Origin of the sequence: Enterobacter sp. HSTU-ASh6 (genome assembly GCF_026319105.1) — a bacterium.
In the GTDB taxonomy this organism is placed as follows: domain Bacteria; phylum Pseudomonadota; class Gammaproteobacteria; order Enterobacterales; family Enterobacteriaceae; genus Enterobacter; species Enterobacter sichuanensis.
This window is the reverse complement of the sequence record NZ_WSPD01000019.1, coordinates 67,486-83,166: the sequence shown is the minus strand read 5'-3', so window position 1 is coordinate 83,166 and position 15,681 is coordinate 67,486. Positions and strand designations below refer to the sequence as shown.

The following is a 15,681-nucleotide window of genomic DNA, read 5'->3' as shown; positions in this document are numbered from 1 at the left end:
ATTTAAAAGTTTGATGCTCAATGAATTAAACTTCGTAATGAATTACGTGTTCACTCGTTGAGACTTGGTATTCATTTTTCGTCCGAGGACGTTAAGAATCCATGTCACTTTGAGTGCCCACACAGATTGTCTGATAAATTGTTAAAGAGCAGTGCCGCTTCGTTTTCGCTGCGGCGCGGGGTGTGCATATTACGCTTTCCCGCTTCAGAGTCAAGTGATTATTTTCGCTTTTCTCTGCTGACCCGGCGGCGTATGTGCCGTTGTTCCGTGTCAGTGGAGGCGCATTATAGGGAGTTATTCCGATGTGACAAGCACAAAATACAAAAAACTTTTCGTTCGCTCACTTTTCAAACTTAACGCTTATTTAAGTCGCGAATTGTCCGTTAAATGCGCGATTTCCCGTGCAAAACTGGCCACCTGCGACCAGTCGGTATAAACCACTTCTTTACGTGTATCCGTTTCGCCCCCTGTCATTTTCATAATCAGGCGGATCATAAAGCGGTCATACCAGCGGTAGCGAGGGTAGCGCAGCGCGCCGGCAAAAACGGCGCACAGGTCTGGCTGCCACGGCGAGTTGAGTAAAAACTTGCGCGTGTAGCTGTTGGTCTGCGGCGTACGCTTTTCCGCTTTACGCGCGACCAGATTGACCGAGTAAAACGCACCGGGCAATTTATTGAGCACCGCCGTATGCTTTTTCACAAAGCGATCCAGCGCCGGATGGAAATGCCCGTAACGAATTGACGCGCCAATCACCACGCGGTCGTAATCCTGCCAGGCAATCTGCTCCGCACGGTTCAGGTTCACCACATCCGAGTATATACCCAGCTCTTTTAATTCCGACGCCAGATACGCGGCAATCTCACGCGTTTGCCCGTCTCGCGTAGAGAAAAGAATCAGTGTTTTCATCAACGGCTCCTTACTCGCGCCAGAAGGTAGGGGTGAACAGCACCAGCAGCGTAAAGACCTCAAGACGACCAAACAGCATATTGGCGATGAGGATCCATTTCGCGACCGGGTTCATGCTGGCAAAGTTATCCGCCACCACCCCAAGTCCGGGCCCCAGGTTATTCAATGTTGCGACGACGGACGCAAAGGCGGAGAAATCATCCACTCCCGTCGCGATTATCGCCAGCATACTGACGATAAAGACCAGCGCATAGGCTGAGAAGAACCCCCACACCGCTTCGAGGATACGTTCCGGCAACGCGCGGTTCCCCAGTTTGATGCTATAGACCGCGTTCGGGTGGACCAGACGTTTCAGCTCACGGTTGCCCTGCTTGAACAACAGCAGAATACGAATCACCTTCAGGCCACCGCCCGTCGACCCCGCACAGCCGCCGATAAAGGCGGAACATAGCAGAAGCACCGGCAGGAACAGCGGCCAGCGTGCAATACTGTCCGTGGTAAACCCCGCGGTTGTCGCCATTGATACCACCTGGAAGAACGCCTGATTCAGGGTCGTCAATGCCGAGTTATAGACATCATGGAACCAGAGCACCAGGGTACAGATGATGACCAGCGTAAGCTGTACCCCAATAAACATGCGGAACTCAGGATCGCGCCAGTACACCTTCAGGCTGCGCCCGCTCAGTAAAGAGAAGTGCAGGCCATAGTTACAACCGGAGATCAGGAGGAAAATCGCAATAATAGTATTGATCGTTGGGCTGTCGAAGTAGCCCACACTGGCATCGTGGGTGGAGAACCCGCCGATGGCAATCGTCGCAAAACTGTGTCCGATAGCATCGAAAGCCGGCATCCCGGCAAACCATAGCGCCAGCGCACAGGCGACCGTCAGCAGAACATAAATCAACCACAAGGTTTTCGCCGTCTCGGCAATACGAGGCCGCATTTTGTTGTCTTTCAGCGGCCCGGGCATTTCGGCGCGATAGAGCTGCATCCCACCGACGCCCAGAATAGGCAGAATGGCGACGGCCAGGACAATGATCCCCATCCCCCCGAACCACTGCAGCATCTGGCGATAAAAGAGAATCGCGTGCGGGAGTGAATCCAGCCCCACCAGCGTCGTCGCCCCGGTTGTCGTTAAGCCGGAGAAGGATTCAAAAAAGGCATCCGTGATGCTCAGGTTAGGCTGTTCTGAGAAGATAAAGGGGAGCGAACCGACGCTTCCCAGCACCGTCCAGAACAGAACCACAATCAGAAATCCTTCGCGAGATTTCAGCTCACCTTTCTGACGACGGTTTGGCCACCACAGCAGCGAGCCAATCGCCAGCGCGACAAAGAAAGTCTGAGTAAACGCCCGCCCTGCACCGTCCCGGTAGATAAGCGCCACCAGTCCTGGGAGGATCATCGTCCCGGAAAAGAGTATTACCAGCAGTCCAACGATTCGGGTTATGGCACGAAAATGCATCTCTGCCGCTTCCTTTGGTATTCAAAAGTGAGGTGGGGATTATTCTTCAATCGGCAGCAATTGCAACGAACCACGACTAAAATCAGCCAGTTTTGCTGAAAAAGCAGCCAGTTCCGCCTGAGGAAGCGCCACGCGTAATTGCACCATTGCCTGATATTCACTGTGTGCGATGACACCATTGAACTGCTTCAGCAGTGCTTCAATACCCGAGAGCTGGGCGTAATCGCATAACAAAGTATATTCGGTGAGCGGCGTTTTGCGGGTAGTGACCAGCATATTAAGCGCCTGCTGCACGCCCCCGCCATAGGCTTTAACCAGCCCACCGGTACCTAACAAAATGCCGCCGTAATAGCGCACCACCACGGCGGTAATTTCACCCACGCCGCTGCCCATCAGCTGCGAGAGCATGGGTTTTCCGGCCGTGCCCGCCGGTTCACCGTCGTCGGAAAACCCCAGCTGCTGTGAATCGTCCGGCGCCCCCGCCACCCACGCCACGCAGTGGTGACGCGCGTCAGGATGTGCAGCCCGGACGGACTCGACAAACGCTTTTGCCGCGTCCACGCCGTCAGTATGCGCCAGCAGCGTAATAAAGCGGCTTTTCTTGATTTCCTCAACAAAGGTGACCGGTTCAGCCGGTATCAGCCAGCTTTCCATCAGGCCAGCTTCAGGTCTCGCGTCATGTTCTCGATACCATTTTCGTGAACCACAACGTTATCTTCGATGCGAATACCACCAAACGGCTTCAGCGCGTCAATTTTTTCCCAGTTGAAGTGTTTGCTGAACTGACCTTCACGCCACGGTGCCAGCAGGGATTCGATAAAGTAGATCCCCGGCTCGATGGTCAACACCATACGCGGCTCAAGAATGCGGGTGCAGCGCAGGTAAGGGTATTTAGACGGTGCCGCCAGGTGCGTACCGGTATCGTCCTGCATGAAGCCGGCAACGTCGTGAACCTGCAGACCCAGCGGGTGACCAATGCCGTGCGGCATGAATGGCCCGGTCAGATCGTTCTCAACCATCGCCTCTTCACTCATGTCTTTCACAATCTGATGCTTACGCAGCAGTTTCGCAATGCGCTGATGGAACTGGATGTGGTAATCCACATAGCGGGTTCCCGCCTTCATGGTGCTAATAAGCGCCAGCTGTTCATCGTTCACGTCTTTAATCAGCTGTGCGAAATCGGTGTCCGCGTTGGCCGCCCAGGTTCGGGTCAGGTCCGCTGCATAACCGTTGTACTCGGCACCCGCATCAAGCAGGAAGCTGCGCATTTCCGATGGAACCTGGTGATCCAGTTTGGTGTAGTGAAGCACAGACGCATGCTCGTTGAGCGCGACGATATTGCTGTACGGCACATCGGTATCACGGTGGCCTGTCGCGGTCAGATAGGCCTGGTTGATATCGAACTCGCTCATGCCCGACTGGAACGCTTCGTGCGCCGCACGGTGGCCATTCACCGCCGTTTTTTGCGCTTCACGCATACAGTAAAGTTCGTAGTCGGTTTTATACGAGCGGTAATAGTGCAGGTAATCCAGCACCCCTTTCGGGTTGAGCTTGTCGGCCGGAATGTCCAGGCCCAGCGCACGTTCCGGTACCGGACCAATATAGGCGATGTTGCCGCGTGCGGCAGGCAGCTGGCTGCCAATGCCGTCGGCTTTTGGTAAGGCGATGACCTCCACTTCTTCTGTCCAGAAGCTGGTCGGCAGCGGTTCCACGTTGTGCCAGTAATCGACCGGCAGGTAGAACCACAGTTTCGGCTTGTTCACGCCATCCACCAGCAGCCAGCAATTTGGAACCTGAGTCACCGGCACCCAGGCTTTAAACTGTGGGTTCACCTTAAATGGGTAAGCGTGATCGTCGAGAAAGGTATTCATCAGCTCGCCGGAGTGGATCAACAGCGCATCCAGCTTAAAGCGGGCCAGTACATCGCGGGTACGTTCCTGTAGGGTAACGATATGATTTTTATAAAGCGAAGCCAGTGAGTCCATCATTCTTCCTTTCGTTTTTTTGACCTCAAGTCATCGCATCTTAGCACACCTCTCTCCGGCTGCGTGATTTCCGCCGACCGTGATCAATGCAGCAATTTCTTAATGAGTAATTTGCATTTTATTAACATAAATCCCACACTCCGACTCATCTGGTATGACCAGATCCACTTGCTGGATTCAGGAGACTGACATGCTCTACAAAGGCGACACCCTGTACCTCAACTGGCTGGAAGATGGCATTGCCGAACTGGTGTTCGATGCCCCCGGCTCAGTAAATAAGCTTGATACCGCGACGGTGGCCAGTCTTGGCCAGGCGCTGGATGTTCTTGAAAAACAATCTGAATTAAAAGGGCTGCTGCTGCGCTCGAACAAAGCGGCCTTTATTGTCGGCGCCGATATCACCGAATTCCTCTCGCTCTTCCTGGTGCCTGAAGAGCAGCTGAGCCAGTGGCTGCATTTTGCCAATAGCGTCTTTAATCGTCTGGAAGATCTGCCTGTTCCGACGATCTCCGCCGTCAACGGCTACGCGCTGGGCGGTGGCTGTGAATGCGTGTTAGCGACTGATTACCGTCTGGCTACACCGGACCTGCGCATTGGCCTTCCGGAAACAAAGCTGGGTATCATGCCGGGCTTTGGCGGCTCCGTACGCATGCCGCGCATGCTGGGTGCCGACAGCGCGCTTGAGATCATTGCCGCAGGTAAAGATGTCGGTGCAGAACAGGCGCAGAAAATCGGCCTGGTCGACGGTGTCGTGAAGCCAGAAAAACTGATTGAAGGCTCCCTCACCATTCTGCGTCAGGCGATAAACGGCGATCTCGACTGGAAAGCCAAACGCCAGCCGAAGCTGGAGCCGTTAAAACTCAGCAAGATTGAAGCCACGATGAGCTTCACCATCGCCAAAGGCATGGTGATGCAGACCGCGGGTAAACACTATCCGGCGCCGATCACGGCGGTGAAGACCATTGAAGCCGCCGCCCGCTTTGGCCGCGATGAAGCCCTGAAACTGGAAAACCAGAGCTTTGTCCCGCTGGCACATACCAACGAAGCCCGCGCGCTGGTTGGCATCTTCCTCAACGATCAGTTCGTGAAGGGTAAAGCTAAACAGCTGACCAAAAACGTTGAGACGCCAAAACATGCGGCTGTACTCGGCGCTGGCATTATGGGTGGCGGCATCGCTTACCAGTCTGCCTGGAAAGGCGTGCCGGTGGTGATGAAGGACATCAGTGAGAAATCCCTGACGCTGGGGATGACCGAAGCGGCCAAGCTGCTGAATAAACAGCTGGAACGCGGCAAAATTGACGGACTTAAGCTCTCCGGTGTGATCTCGACTATCCAGCCAACGCTGGAATACACCGGTTTCGACCGCGTGGACGTAGTCGTTGAGGCGGTCGTAGAAAACCCGAAAGTGAAAAAAGCGGTACTGGCGGAAACGGAAGAGAAGGTTCGCCCGGATACCGTCCTGGCGTCTAACACCTCAACGATCCCAATTAGTGAGCTGGCGAGCGTGCTGAAGCGTCCGGAGAACTTCTGCGGGATGCACTTCTTCAACCCGGTACACCGTATGCCGCTGGTCGAGGTGATCCGCGGGGAAAAAACCTCTGACGACACCATTGCCAAAGTGGTGGCATGGGCAAGCAAGATGGGTAAAACGCCGATCGTTGTTAACGACTGTCCGGGCTTCTTCGTCAACCGCGTCCTGTTCCCTTACTTCGCCGGTTTCAGCCAGCTGCTGCGCGACGGCGCGGATTTCCGCAAAATCGACAAAGTGATGGAAAAACAGTTCGGCTGGCCGATGGGCCCGGCGTATCTGCTGGATGTGGTCGGCATTGATACGGCACATCACGCTCAGGCAGTCATGGCGGCGGGCTTCCCGCAGCGCATGCAGAAAGATTATCGCGACGCCATTGACGCCCTGTTCGACGCCAACCGCTTTGGTCAGAAAAACGGCCTGGGCTTCTGGCGCTATAAAGAAGACAGCAAAGGCAAACCGAAGAAAGAAGAAGACGCGGCGGTGGATAGCCTGCTGGCCGATGTCAGTCAGCTGAAACGCGACTTCACCGACGATGAGATCATCGCCCGGATGATGATTCCGATGATCAACGAAGTGGTGCGTTGCCTTGAAGAAGGCATCATCGCCAGCCCGGCAGAAGCCGATATGGCGCTGGTATACGGCCTGGGCTTCCCGCCGTTCCACGGTGGCGCGTTCCGCTGGCTGGACACGCTCGGCAGCGCCCGCTATCTCGATATGGCCCAGCAGTATCAGCACCTCGGCCCGCTGTATGAGGTGCCGGAAGGGCTGCGCAACAAAGCGCGCCATAACGAACCCTACTATCCAGCAGTTGAGCCAGCCCGTCCGGTTGGCGAGCTGAAAACGGCTTAAGGAGTCACAATGGAAAAGGTTGTCATTGTTGATGCGATTCGCACCCCGATGGGCCGTTCAAAAGGCGGCGCATTCCGCAACGTGCGTGCGGAAGACCTCTCCGCGCACCTGATGCGTAGCCTGCTGGCGCGTAACCCGGCGCTGGATCCGGCTGCACTCGACGATATCTACTGGGGCTGCGTGCAGCAGACCCTGGAGCAGGGCTTCAACATCGCCCGTAATGCCTCCCTGCTGGCGGAGATCCCACATTCCGTTCCGGCCGTCACCGTTAACCGTCTGTGTGGTTCGTCCATGCAGGCGCTGCACGATGCGGCACGTATGATCATGACCGGCGATGCCCAGGCCTGCCTGGTCGGCGGCGTGGAACATATGGGTCACGTACCGATGAGCCACGGGGTCGATTTCCACCCGGGCATGAGCCGTAACGTGGCGAAAGCCGCGGGGATGATGGGCCTCACCGCTGAGATGCTCTCCCGCCTGCACGGCATCAGCCGTGAAATGCAGGATACCTTTGCCGCGCGATCTCACGCTCGCGCATGGGCCGCAACGCAGTCCGGCGCATTTAAAAATGAGATCATCCCAACCGGCGGCCACGATGCTGACGGCGTTCTGAAGCAGTTCAGTTACGACGAGGTGATCCGCCCGGAAACCACCGTGGAAGCCCTTTCCACGCTGCGCCCGGCGTTTGATCCGGTCACCGGTACGGTAACAGCCGGTACCTCGTCGGCGCTGTCCGACGGCGCGGCAGCGATGCTGGTGATGAGCGAAAGCCGCGCCCGCGAACTGGGGCTAACGCCTCGCGCCCGCGTGCGCTCGATGGCAGTCGTGGGCTGCGATCCTTCGATCATGGGTTACGGTCCGGTTCCGGCCTCGAAGCTGGCGCTGAAAAAAGCAGGATTAACCACCAGCGATATCGACCTGTTTGAGATGAATGAAGCCTTCGCCGCGCAGATCCTGCCGTGCATTAAAGATCTGGGGCTGATGGAGCAGATAGACGAGAAGATCAACCTCAACGGCGGCGCGATCGCCCTCGGTCACCCGCTGGGCTGCTCCGGGGCGCGCATCAGCACCACGCTTATCAACCTGATGGAACGCAAAGATGCCCAGTTTGGTCTGGCAACGATGTGTATTGGTTTGGGTCAGGGTATCGCGACGGTGTTTGAGAGAGTGTAAGGCTATAACGTAGGCCCGATAAGCATCGCGCCATCGGGCTTTTGCCGGGAGGCGCTGTGCTTTCCCGGCCTACGAGAGGTACCTCGCCGCCAGTGGCGTCACTGGCGAAGAGAGACAGTTTAGTTGCCGTTCTTCCCGCCTGTCAGGGGCGGGTTTTTTATTTAGATAAACGCAAACGCATCGCCAAACAGGCGGTCTTCACGCGCGTCACGTTCATTACAGAACAGATCGCGGGCAATTTTCGCCATCTCAAAACGGCCAGCGATGTAGATATCGTGTCCTGCCAGCGTGCCATGATCCTGCAGTACTGCCGTCAGCACTGTACCGCTACGCCCACGCCAGCCCTCTTCCGGCTGTTCAACCACCGGCTCAACACGCAGGTTAGGATGAGTGACGCTCAGCGCTTCCAGTTCAGACAGGTCGTAGAGATGTTTCTCTTCACGGCCACCCCAGTAGATGGTGATATCACGGTCCGGGTTACGCGCGAGGGCAGTCAGCAGAATAGAACGTACGTAGGAGAAGCCTGTCCCCCCGGCGATCAGGATCAGCGGACGGTCTTCGTCATCACGCAGCCACGCGTCACCGTGTGGAATGTCCACCACGATCTCACGCTCTTTAAGAATGCGGTCCATGACGGCCATCGCATACAGGTTAAGCTCTGACGCACCGATATGAAGCTCAATAAATTCCTGCTCCGCTGGCGTTGAGGCCATAGAGAAAGGACGCTTATCACGTTCATCCATCACGACCATCAGGTACTGACCCGCGCGGAAAGAGAATGGCGCTTCTGGCACTAAACGGACGCGATATACGGTGTCGGTGATGGCATCTACCGAGGTCACTTTACAGCTTAAGGTTGTCATTCGCTCTCTCTGTCGGGAAGTCTAAAGGGCTTAACGGTCAGCTCAGGGTTTACCGTTATTCATTATGGCCAGTTCGTCCCAGATCGCGTCAATTCGCGCGGTCACAGCAGGATCTTTCTTGATCGGGCGACCCCATTCGCGGTCGGTTTCGCCAGGCCATTTATTTGTGGCATCCAGTCCCATTTTTGAGCCAAGGCCGGAAACCGGCGAGGCAAAATCCAGGTAATCTATCGGCGTGTTTTCGACTAACACCGTATCGCGCGCCGGGTCCATTCGCGTGGTAATGGCCCAGATTACGTCATTCCAGTCGCGGGCGTTAACGTCATCATCGCAGACAATAACAAATTTGGTATACATAAACTGGCGCAGGAATGACCATACGCCCATCATCACGCGTTTAGCGTGGCCCGGATACTGCTTCTTCATCGTGACCACTGCCAGGCGATACGAGCATCCTTCAGGCGGCAGATAGAAATCAACAATTTCCGGAAACTGCTTTTGCAGGATCGGCACAAACACTTCATTCAACGCCACGCCCAGCACTGCAGGTTCATCCGGTGGACGTCCGGTATACGTGGAGTGGTAAATCGCATCTTCACGCTGGGTTATGTGCGTCACGGTAAACACCGGGAAATTATCCACTTCGTTGTAATAGCCAGTGTGGTCGCCGTAAGGACCTTCCGGTGCCAGTTCACCCTGCTCAATGTAACCTTCCAGCACAATTTCCGCACTGGCCGGGACTTCAAGATCGTTAGAAATACACTTCACGACTTCGGTTTTGGTCCCGCGCAGCAGGCCTGCGAAGGCATATTCTGACAGCGTATCCGGCACCGGCGTTACCGCGCCCAAAATGGTGGCCGGGTCAGCGCCGAGCGCAACAGACACCGGGAAACGTTCACCCGGATGCGCAGCACACCACTCCTGGAAATCCAGCGCGCCGCCGCGATGTGACAGCCAGCGCATGATGAGCTTATTCTTGCCAATCAACTGCTGGCGGTAAATACCCAGATTTTGCCGCTCTTTATGCGGCCCACGCGTGACGGTCAGCCCCCAGGTGATGAGAGGCGCAGCATCTTCAGGCCAGCACTGCATGATCGGGATTTTGGTCAAATCAACTGCATCACCTTCCAGCACTTTCTGCTGGCATGGCGCGCCGCGAAGGCGTTTGGTGGGCATGTTCAGCACCTGCTTAAACTGCGGCAGTTTGTCAAACAGGTCGCGGAAACCTTTTGGTGGCTCCGGCTCTTTCAGAAATGCCAGCAGCTTACCCACTTCACGCAGCGCCGTGACGTCCTCCTGCCCCATTCCCAGTGCGACACGACGCGGCGTACCAAACAGGTTGCACAGCACCGGCATTGAGTAACCCTTCGGATTTTCAAACAGTAATGCAGGGCCACCGGCACGCAGGGTGCGGTCAGCAATTTCTGTCATCTCCAGATACGGATCAACAGGAAGTGTAATGCGTTTGAGTTCACCCTGCTTTTCCAGCAGCGTCAGGAAGTCGCGGAGATCGTGGTATTTCATGCAGTTAATCATGGCCTCTCTGTAAGCGCTTCATTATACGGCGTTAGCCTGCGTGATGCTGTAATTTTGTTAAACAAGCGTGAACTTATGCGTTCTGTTCCCATTTCCCCCATTATAATCAGCTTAGCGATCCCGCCAGGGTTTTGATATGCTTGCGCCCCGAACTAAGGGAAAGAGTGATTATGCAGGCCTGGTATTTACTGTATTGCAAACGCGGGCAACTTCAGCGCGCGCAGGAACATCTTGAACGTCAGTCTGTAAATTGCCTGACGCCCGTGATCACGCTTGAAAAAATGCAGCGCGGGAAGCGCACAACCGTCAGTGAACCTCTGTTCCCGAACTATCTGTTCGTTGAGTTCGACCCGGAGGTGATCCACACCACCACCATCAGCGCCACGCGTGGCGTCAGCCACTTCGTTCGTTTTGGCGCTCACCCGGCAACGGTTCCGTCGACGGTCATTCACCAGCTTTCGGTTTATCAACAACCTGAAGGCATCACCGACCCGGAAACACCTTACGCGGGAGACAGCGTCGTTATTACGGAAGGGGCTTTTGAAGGCCTGCAGGCAATTTTTGCCGAGCCGGACGGCGAAGCGCGCTCCATGCTGTTGCTCAATCTGCTGAACAAGCAGGTGCTGCAGAGCGTTAAAAACACCGACTTCCGCAAAGTTTAAAAACGTATCCCGAACAGCGTACGCACGTTGTCATCCGTTTGCGCGGACAGCCCGGCCGGATCCTCTCCGCGCCACGTCGCTACACGCTCAACAATGTGTCCCAGGTAAGCGGGCTCATTTCGCCGCGAAGCCGGTTTGGGTTGCATATCGCGCGGGAGCAAATAAGGTGCATCGGTTTCCAGAAGCAGCCGGTCGACCGGGATCGCCGGTAACAGCTCACGAAGCGCCAGCCCGCGACGTTCATCGCAAACCCAGCCGGTAATGCCCAGATAAAGCCCGCGCTCCAGACACTCAAGCGCCTCATGGCGTGAACCGGTAAAACAGTGCAGCACCGCGCCAGGCAGTTTATCCAGCCACGGTTCCAGCAGAGCGAGGAAACGCTCATGCGCGTCGCGACAGTGCATAAACACCGGCATTTCAAGCTCGGCCGCCAGCGCAAGCTGGGCGGTAAAGGCTTTTTCCTGTTCGGCTGGAGTGGAAAAATTACGGTTGAAATCGAGTCCGCATTCTCCAATGGCCACCACCTCAGGCGTTTTCGCCAGCCGGTGAATGATTTCAGCGCTCTGCGGCGTCCACTGGCTACTGTCATGAGGATGCACGCCGGCGGTAGACCAGCAGCGCTCGTAGCGTTGCGCCAACTGCTGCGCCTGCTCGCTTTCATGGAGGTTGGTGCCCGTCAGCAGCAATCCGTTCACCCCGGCGGCAAACGCGCGCGCAACCACCTCATCACGATCTTTCGCAAACTGCGAACTGGTCAGGTTAAGTCCGATATCAAACATGCAAATCCCCATGTAACAACCGCCCTGACGGGCGGCTGGTTTTACTCTTCAGTGGTCTTGTCCGACGTATCGTCTTCGTCATCCGCGCGACGACCTTTCCCCACGTAGAAACGCGAGAAGAAGACGCCGACCTCAAACAGACAGTACATCGGTATGGCCAGCAGGGTCTGGGAGAAAACATCCGGCGGAGTCAGCAGCATGCCAACCACGAATGCGCCGACCAGGATATAGGGACGCTTCTTACGCAGGTCATCCGGCGTCGTGACCCCTACCCAGCACAGCAGCACAATGGCCACCGGTACTTCGAAGGCCACGCCAAACGCCATAAACAGCGCCATCACAAAGCTGAGGTAGCTGGCGATATCCGTCGACACCTGAACCCCTTCCGGCGCGGTGTGCGTCAGGAACCCGAAAGCCAGCGGGAAGACGACGAAATAGGCAAACGCCATGCCGATATAGAACAGCAGAGAACTGGAGATCAGCAGCGGGATCACCAGCTTGCGTTCATGCTTATACAAGGCCGGCGCCACAAACGCCCAGACCTGATACAGAATGACTGGCGCAGAGGCGATCAACGATACCCAGAAGGTGAGCTTGATGGGGGTAAAGAACGGAGAAGCCACGTCCGTCGCAATCATCGTTGCGCCCAGCGGCATCTGCTTGATCAACGGTGCAGAGACAACCTGGTAGATATCATTGGCGAAATAGACCAGGCACAAAAAAATCACGAAAACCGCAATAATGCAGTTTAACAGGCGCTTACGCAGCTCAATGAGGTGCGTAATGAGCGGTTGAGTATCATCTACTGCCATGTTTACGCTTTATCACTCGACGAGGGGGATGATTCGGAAACAGGTGCGACGGGCTTCACTTCAGCCACTTTAACCGCGGGCTCTACTGATTGCGCCTGTTTTTTCACTTCGGCTTCCTGCGGCGTCTGTTCTGGGGCGTCAACCTGATGCTCAGCGCTGGCTGGCGTGACGCCCTCACGCTGCGCCTCGCTGCCCTTCACCACCGGGTTATGAATGGTGTTGGCTTCATCGCTCGCTTTTTCAGGGTCGTTGACGCTGTACGAGCGCTTCATGGACTCTGCCGCTTCGCGCAGTTCATCCATTGAGGCTTTCAGTTCCGGCGTCAGGTTATCCATGCTCGCCTTCTCGACCTTTTTCAGGCTTTCCTGGAATTCCTGCAGCTTAAGTTCCTGCGCCAGCTCGTTCTGTACGGTGGACGCCAGCGAACGAAGCGCACGCACCCACCCCGCAACCGTTTTTACTGCAACGGGTAAACGCTGTGGACCCAACACAATCAGGCCAATCACGAAGACCAGCAGCAGCTCACCAAAACCAATGTCGAACACGACTTACACCTGCTCTTTATCGTGGCGTTTAGCGTCTTCCTTTTTCGCATCATCCTGCTTGTCGGAGATGGACTTAGCAGTAAAATCAGCGTCCTGGCTGGATTTATCCTGCTTGTTCTCATCATCGCTCATCGCTTTTTTGAAGCCTTTGATAGACGCGCCCAGATCGGACCCAATGGAACCGAGCTTTTTGGTGCCAAACAGCAGCACGACGATGACGGCAATGATCAACAATTGCCAGATACTGATACCACCCATACATATTCCTCAGTGATAGATGATTAAGGAGTCAGGCCGCATTATACGTATGCGGCCTGGTGATAGCGACGCCTGCTCAGCGCGTTTTTCTCCAGCCAACGAACCAGACCACGATCCCGGCGGCCATCAGCCAGGCGGGCATCATCTGCCAGTCCGGACGGTTGATTAACAGCAACGTACCGCTTAACAGCAGGGTTGCGCCAATGCCAAACAGATAGCGAGACTGGCCCTGACGAACCCGGTTTGACTGAAGCTCGTGGGCGATTTTATCCATGCTGAGCTGAAGGTTCTTGCTCTGACGCAAACTGTCATAGACCAGTTCAGGAAGCTCCGGCATCTTCTCAACCCAGAACGGTGCTTTCTCTTTGAATGCCCGCACCAGAGCCGGAATGCCGACCTGATCTTTAATCCAGGATTCAAGGAACGGTTTCGCCGTCTTCCACAAGTCTAACTGAGGATAGAGCTGTCGACCTACACCTTCAACGTAAAGTAATGTTTTCTGAAGTAAAACAAGCTGTGGCTGCACTTCCATGTTGAAGCGACGAGCGGTGTTAAACAGATTCAGCAGCACGTGGCCGAAAGAGATTTCCGCCAGCGGTTTTTCAAAAATCGGCTCGCAGACAGTACGGATAGCAAACTCAAACTCTTCGACGTTGGTGTCCGGCGGAACCCATCCGGAATCAACGTGCAGTTCGGCCACTTTACGGTAATCGCGATTAAAGAAGGCAATAAAGTTCTCAGCCAGATAGCGTTTATCTTCTTTGTTCAGCGAGCCTACAATCCCGCAGTCAATACCGATGTACTGCGGATCTTCAGGATGCTCGTAGCTGACGAAGATATTGCCCGGGTGCATGTCTGCGTGGAAAAAGCTGTCGCGGAATACCTGGGTAAAGAAGACCTGCACACCGCGCTCGGCCAGCAGCTTCATGTTCGTTCCCTGTTTCTCCAGGGCCACCACATCCGAGACGGGGATCCCGTAGATTCGCTCCATCACCATCATATTCTGGCTGCAGTAGTCAGAGTAGACTTCGGGTACATAGAGCATCGGGCTATTTTCAAAGTTGCGGCGCAGCTGAATGGCGTTTGCTGATTCGCGCAGCAGGTTAAGCTCATCAATCAGGGTTTTTTCATACTCCCGTACCACCTCCATCGGACGCAGACGACGCCCGTCCGGAAGCAAACGCGGTACCCAGCGCGCCAGACGGTAAATCAGCTTCATGTCTGCTTTGATGATCGGCAGGATGTCCGGGCGAATGACCTTAATCACCACTTCTTTGCCGTTTTCTTTCAGACGTGCAGTGTGCACCTGCGCGATAGAGGCTGACGCCAGGGGATGTATATCGAAATCGTCAAACCAGGTCTCGACAGGAATATTGCCCATCGCCTCTTCAATTTGCTTTTTCGCGCGCGCACCGTCAAACGGCGCAACGCGATCCTGCAGCAGCGCGAGTTCATCAGCAATGAGCGGCGGGAAGAGATCGCGGCGGGTCGATAGCATCTGCCCGAATTTAATCCATACCGGGCCGAGCTCCTGCAGCGCCAGACGCAGACGCTCACCCAGCGGCTGACCTTTATGGCGATTGGGCATCCAGAACAGCATCCGCCGCCAGATACGCAGCGGCAGCGTAATGCGCATTTTGGGAATAAGCTCGTCGAGCCCGTAGCTCAAAAAGGTGCGAATGATGAAGTAGAGGCGCCGAATTTCACCAGGCGTCATTTGCCCTCCAGTTTTTCCAGCCGTTTGGTTAACGCGTCAACCGCACGTTCAACAGCAGCGGTCTCTTCCGCAAACCACGCCACTTCCAGTGGCCCGGGCGCCATTCGCCACTCCTCCGTCAGCACTTCCGCCGCATAGCGTTGCTGCCGTTGCAGGCTTTTACGCAGGAAGGCCGTTCCGCCATGCAGGACTTTACCGATCCCTTCAGCAGCAATGTCACCAATAAATGGCGCGAGCAGCTCTGCCGGATCGAACTCCGCCAGATCGGTGAGCGCCACGAAGCTCTGGACAACCTGAATGTCGCCTTCCACTTCCAGCTCACCGCTGCGGATCAGCGCCGTTAATTGCTGACGGTCGCGCAGTTTAGGCAACACGCTCATGTGCGTAATGACCGAACAGTCGGCTTCACCTTCCCACTCACCCAGGACGTCAAGCTGGCGTTCGCTAAAGACCAGCACAAGCGGCGTCGAGAACTCTTTTAAAACAATGCGTAATACCTTCCCGTTAAGCCGCTGGCGTGCGGCTTTTAGCGCCGGTGCGCGATAGAGAAAGGCATTCAGTACGTTCTCGATGCCTGCGGTGACTAAGGGTTTAAAGGGCACG

At 55.6% G+C, this 15,681-nt stretch carries 15 protein-coding genes; 3 read left to right on the top strand and 12 right to left on the bottom strand.

Annotation, left to right across the window (positions count from 1 at the left end; genetic code table 11):
• Positions 1-360: 360 nt before the first annotated feature.
• Genes hemG through pepQ form a run of 4 tightly spaced genes read right to left on the bottom strand, consistent with a single transcriptional unit; the run spans position 361 to position 4,353 of the window.
• On the bottom strand, positions 361-906 hold the full coding sequence (gene hemG, locus GM298_RS19505) for a menaquinone-dependent protoporphyrinogen IX dehydrogenase (RefSeq protein WP_045285595.1): 546 nt from the start codon (positions 904-906) through the stop codon (positions 361-363).
• Positions 907-916: 10 nt separating this feature from the next.
• Positions 917-2,368, bottom strand: coding sequence for a Trk system potassium transporter TrkH (trkH, locus tag GM298_RS19500; RefSeq protein WP_023309600.1), 1,452 nt, complete (start codon positions 2,366-2,368; stop codon positions 917-919).
• Positions 2,369-2,407: 39 nt separating this feature from the next.
• Positions 2,408-3,022, bottom strand: a complete 615-nt coding sequence (locus GM298_RS19495) for an IMPACT family protein (RefSeq protein WP_025757512.1) — start codon at positions 3,020-3,022, stop codon at positions 2,408-2,410.
• Positions 3,022-4,353: a Xaa-Pro dipeptidase gene (pepQ, locus tag GM298_RS19490; RefSeq protein ID WP_045285593.1), complete on the bottom strand. Its 1,332-nt coding sequence runs from the start codon at positions 4,351-4,353 to the stop codon at positions 3,022-3,024. Before pepQ ends, GM298_RS19495 begins: the two co-directional genes overlap by 1 nt.
• 190 nt (positions 4,354-4,543) lie before the next feature.
• Here pepQ and fadB point away from each other — a divergent pair, with 190 nt between their 5' ends.
• A complete protein-coding gene (fadB, locus tag GM298_RS19485) occupies positions 4,544-6,733 on the top strand; it encodes a fatty acid oxidation complex subunit alpha FadB (protein ID WP_262784522.1) in 2,190 nt (729 codons plus the stop codon).
• Between the two features lie 9 nt (positions 6,734-6,742).
• Positions 6,743-7,906: an acetyl-CoA C-acyltransferase FadA gene (gene fadA, locus GM298_RS19480; protein ID WP_025757514.1), complete on the top strand. Its 1,164-nt coding sequence runs from the start codon at positions 6,743-6,745 to the stop codon at positions 7,904-7,906.
• A gap of 161 nt (positions 7,907-8,067) precedes the next feature.
• Here fadA and fre read toward each other — a convergent pair whose 3' ends face one another.
• Both fre and ubiD read right to left on the bottom strand, forming a co-directional pair.
• On the bottom strand, positions 8,068-8,769 hold the full coding sequence (fre, locus tag GM298_RS19475) for an NAD(P)H-flavin reductase (RefSeq protein ID WP_045285590.1): 702 nt from the start codon (positions 8,767-8,769) through the stop codon (positions 8,068-8,070).
• Positions 8,770-8,811: 42 nt separating this feature from the next.
• Positions 8,812-10,302 carry a 4-hydroxy-3-polyprenylbenzoate decarboxylase gene (gene ubiD / locus GM298_RS19470; RefSeq protein WP_162185039.1) on the bottom strand — a complete coding sequence of 497 codons (1,491 nt, stop codon included), beginning with the start codon at positions 10,300-10,302 and terminating at the stop codon, positions 8,812-8,814.
• A gap of 173 nt (positions 10,303-10,475) precedes the next feature.
• Between ubiD and rfaH the strand changes: the two genes are divergently transcribed.
• Positions 10,476-10,967, top strand: coding sequence for a transcription/translation regulatory transformer protein RfaH (gene rfaH, locus GM298_RS19465; protein WP_020882871.1), 492 nt, complete (start codon positions 10,476-10,478; stop codon positions 10,965-10,967).
• Here rfaH and tatD read toward each other — a convergent pair.
• The 6 genes from tatD to ubiJ form a co-directional block, all read right to left on the bottom strand.
• On the bottom strand, positions 10,964-11,746 hold the full coding sequence (tatD, locus tag GM298_RS19460) for a 3'-5' ssDNA/RNA exonuclease TatD (RefSeq protein WP_128338995.1): 783 nt from the start codon (positions 11,744-11,746) through the stop codon (positions 10,964-10,966). The genes rfaH and tatD overlap by 4 nt on opposite strands.
• Positions 11,747-11,787: 41 nt before the next feature.
• A complete protein-coding gene (tatC, locus tag GM298_RS19455) occupies positions 11,788-12,558 on the bottom strand; it encodes a Sec-independent protein translocase subunit TatC (RefSeq protein WP_025757519.1) in 771 nt (256 codons plus the stop codon).
• Between the two features lie 2 nt (positions 12,559-12,560).
• Positions 12,561-13,103, bottom strand: a complete 543-nt coding sequence (tatB, locus tag GM298_RS19450) for a Sec-independent protein translocase protein TatB (protein WP_095450465.1) — start codon at positions 13,101-13,103, stop codon at positions 12,561-12,563.
• 3 nt (positions 13,104-13,106) lie between these two features.
• Positions 13,107-13,361 carry a Sec-independent protein translocase subunit TatA gene (tatA, locus tag GM298_RS19445; RefSeq protein ID WP_025757521.1) on the bottom strand — a complete coding sequence of 85 codons (255 nt, stop codon included), beginning with the start codon at positions 13,359-13,361 and terminating at the stop codon, positions 13,107-13,109.
• A 76-nt stretch (positions 13,362-13,437) separates the two neighbouring features.
• Entirely contained in the window at positions 13,438-15,078 is a 1,641-nt protein-coding gene (ubiB, locus tag GM298_RS19440) for a ubiquinone biosynthesis regulatory protein kinase UbiB (RefSeq protein WP_025757522.1), read from the bottom strand.
• Positions 15,075-15,680 carry a ubiquinone biosynthesis protein UbiJ gene (gene ubiJ / locus GM298_RS19435; RefSeq protein WP_266155083.1) on the bottom strand — a complete coding sequence of 202 codons (606 nt, stop codon included), beginning with the start codon at positions 15,678-15,680 and terminating at the stop codon, positions 15,075-15,077. Before ubiJ ends, ubiB begins: the two co-directional genes overlap by 4 nt.
• Position 15,681: the final 1 nt, after the last annotated feature.

What these genes read in the sequence shown, in the direction of transcription:
- GM298_RS19495 (WP_025757512.1), bottom strand. Translation starts at nt 3,022, where the DNA reads ATGGAAAGCTGGCTGATACCGGCTGAACCGGTCACCTTTGTTGAGGAA.
- ubiB (WP_025757522.1), bottom strand. Translation starts at nt 15,078, where the DNA reads ATGACGCCTGGTGAAATTCGGCGCCTCTACTTCATCATTCGCACCTTT.
- fre (WP_045285590.1), bottom strand. Translation starts at nt 8,769, where the DNA reads ATGACAACCTTAAGCTGTAAAGTGACCTCGGTAGATGCCATCACCGAC.
- hemG (WP_045285595.1), bottom strand. Translation starts at nt 906, where the DNA reads ATGAAAACACTGATTCTTTTCTCTACGCGAGACGGGCAAACGCGTGAG.
- trkH (WP_023309600.1), bottom strand. Translation starts at nt 2,368, where the DNA reads ATGCATTTTCGTGCCATAACCCGAATCGTTGGACTGCTGGTAATACTC.
- rfaH (WP_020882871.1), top strand. Translation starts at nt 10,476, where the DNA reads ATGCAGGCCTGGTATTTACTGTATTGCAAACGCGGGCAACTTCAGCGC.
- tatC (WP_025757519.1), bottom strand. Translation starts at nt 12,558, where the DNA reads ATGGCAGTAGATGATACTCAACCGCTCATTACGCACCTCATTGAGCTG.
- tatD (WP_128338995.1), bottom strand. Translation starts at nt 11,746, where the DNA reads ATGTTTGATATCGGACTTAACCTGACCAGTTCGCAGTTTGCGAAAGAT.
- fadB (WP_262784522.1), top strand. Translation starts at nt 4,544, where the DNA reads ATGCTCTACAAAGGCGACACCCTGTACCTCAACTGGCTGGAAGATGGC.
- fadA (WP_025757514.1), top strand. Translation starts at nt 6,743, where the DNA reads ATGGAAAAGGTTGTCATTGTTGATGCGATTCGCACCCCGATGGGCCGT.
- tatA (WP_025757521.1), bottom strand. Translation starts at nt 13,361, where the DNA reads ATGGGTGGTATCAGTATCTGGCAATTGTTGATCATTGCCGTCATCGTC.
- pepQ (WP_045285593.1), bottom strand. Translation starts at nt 4,353, where the DNA reads ATGGACTCACTGGCTTCGCTTTATAAAAATCATATCGTTACCCTACAG.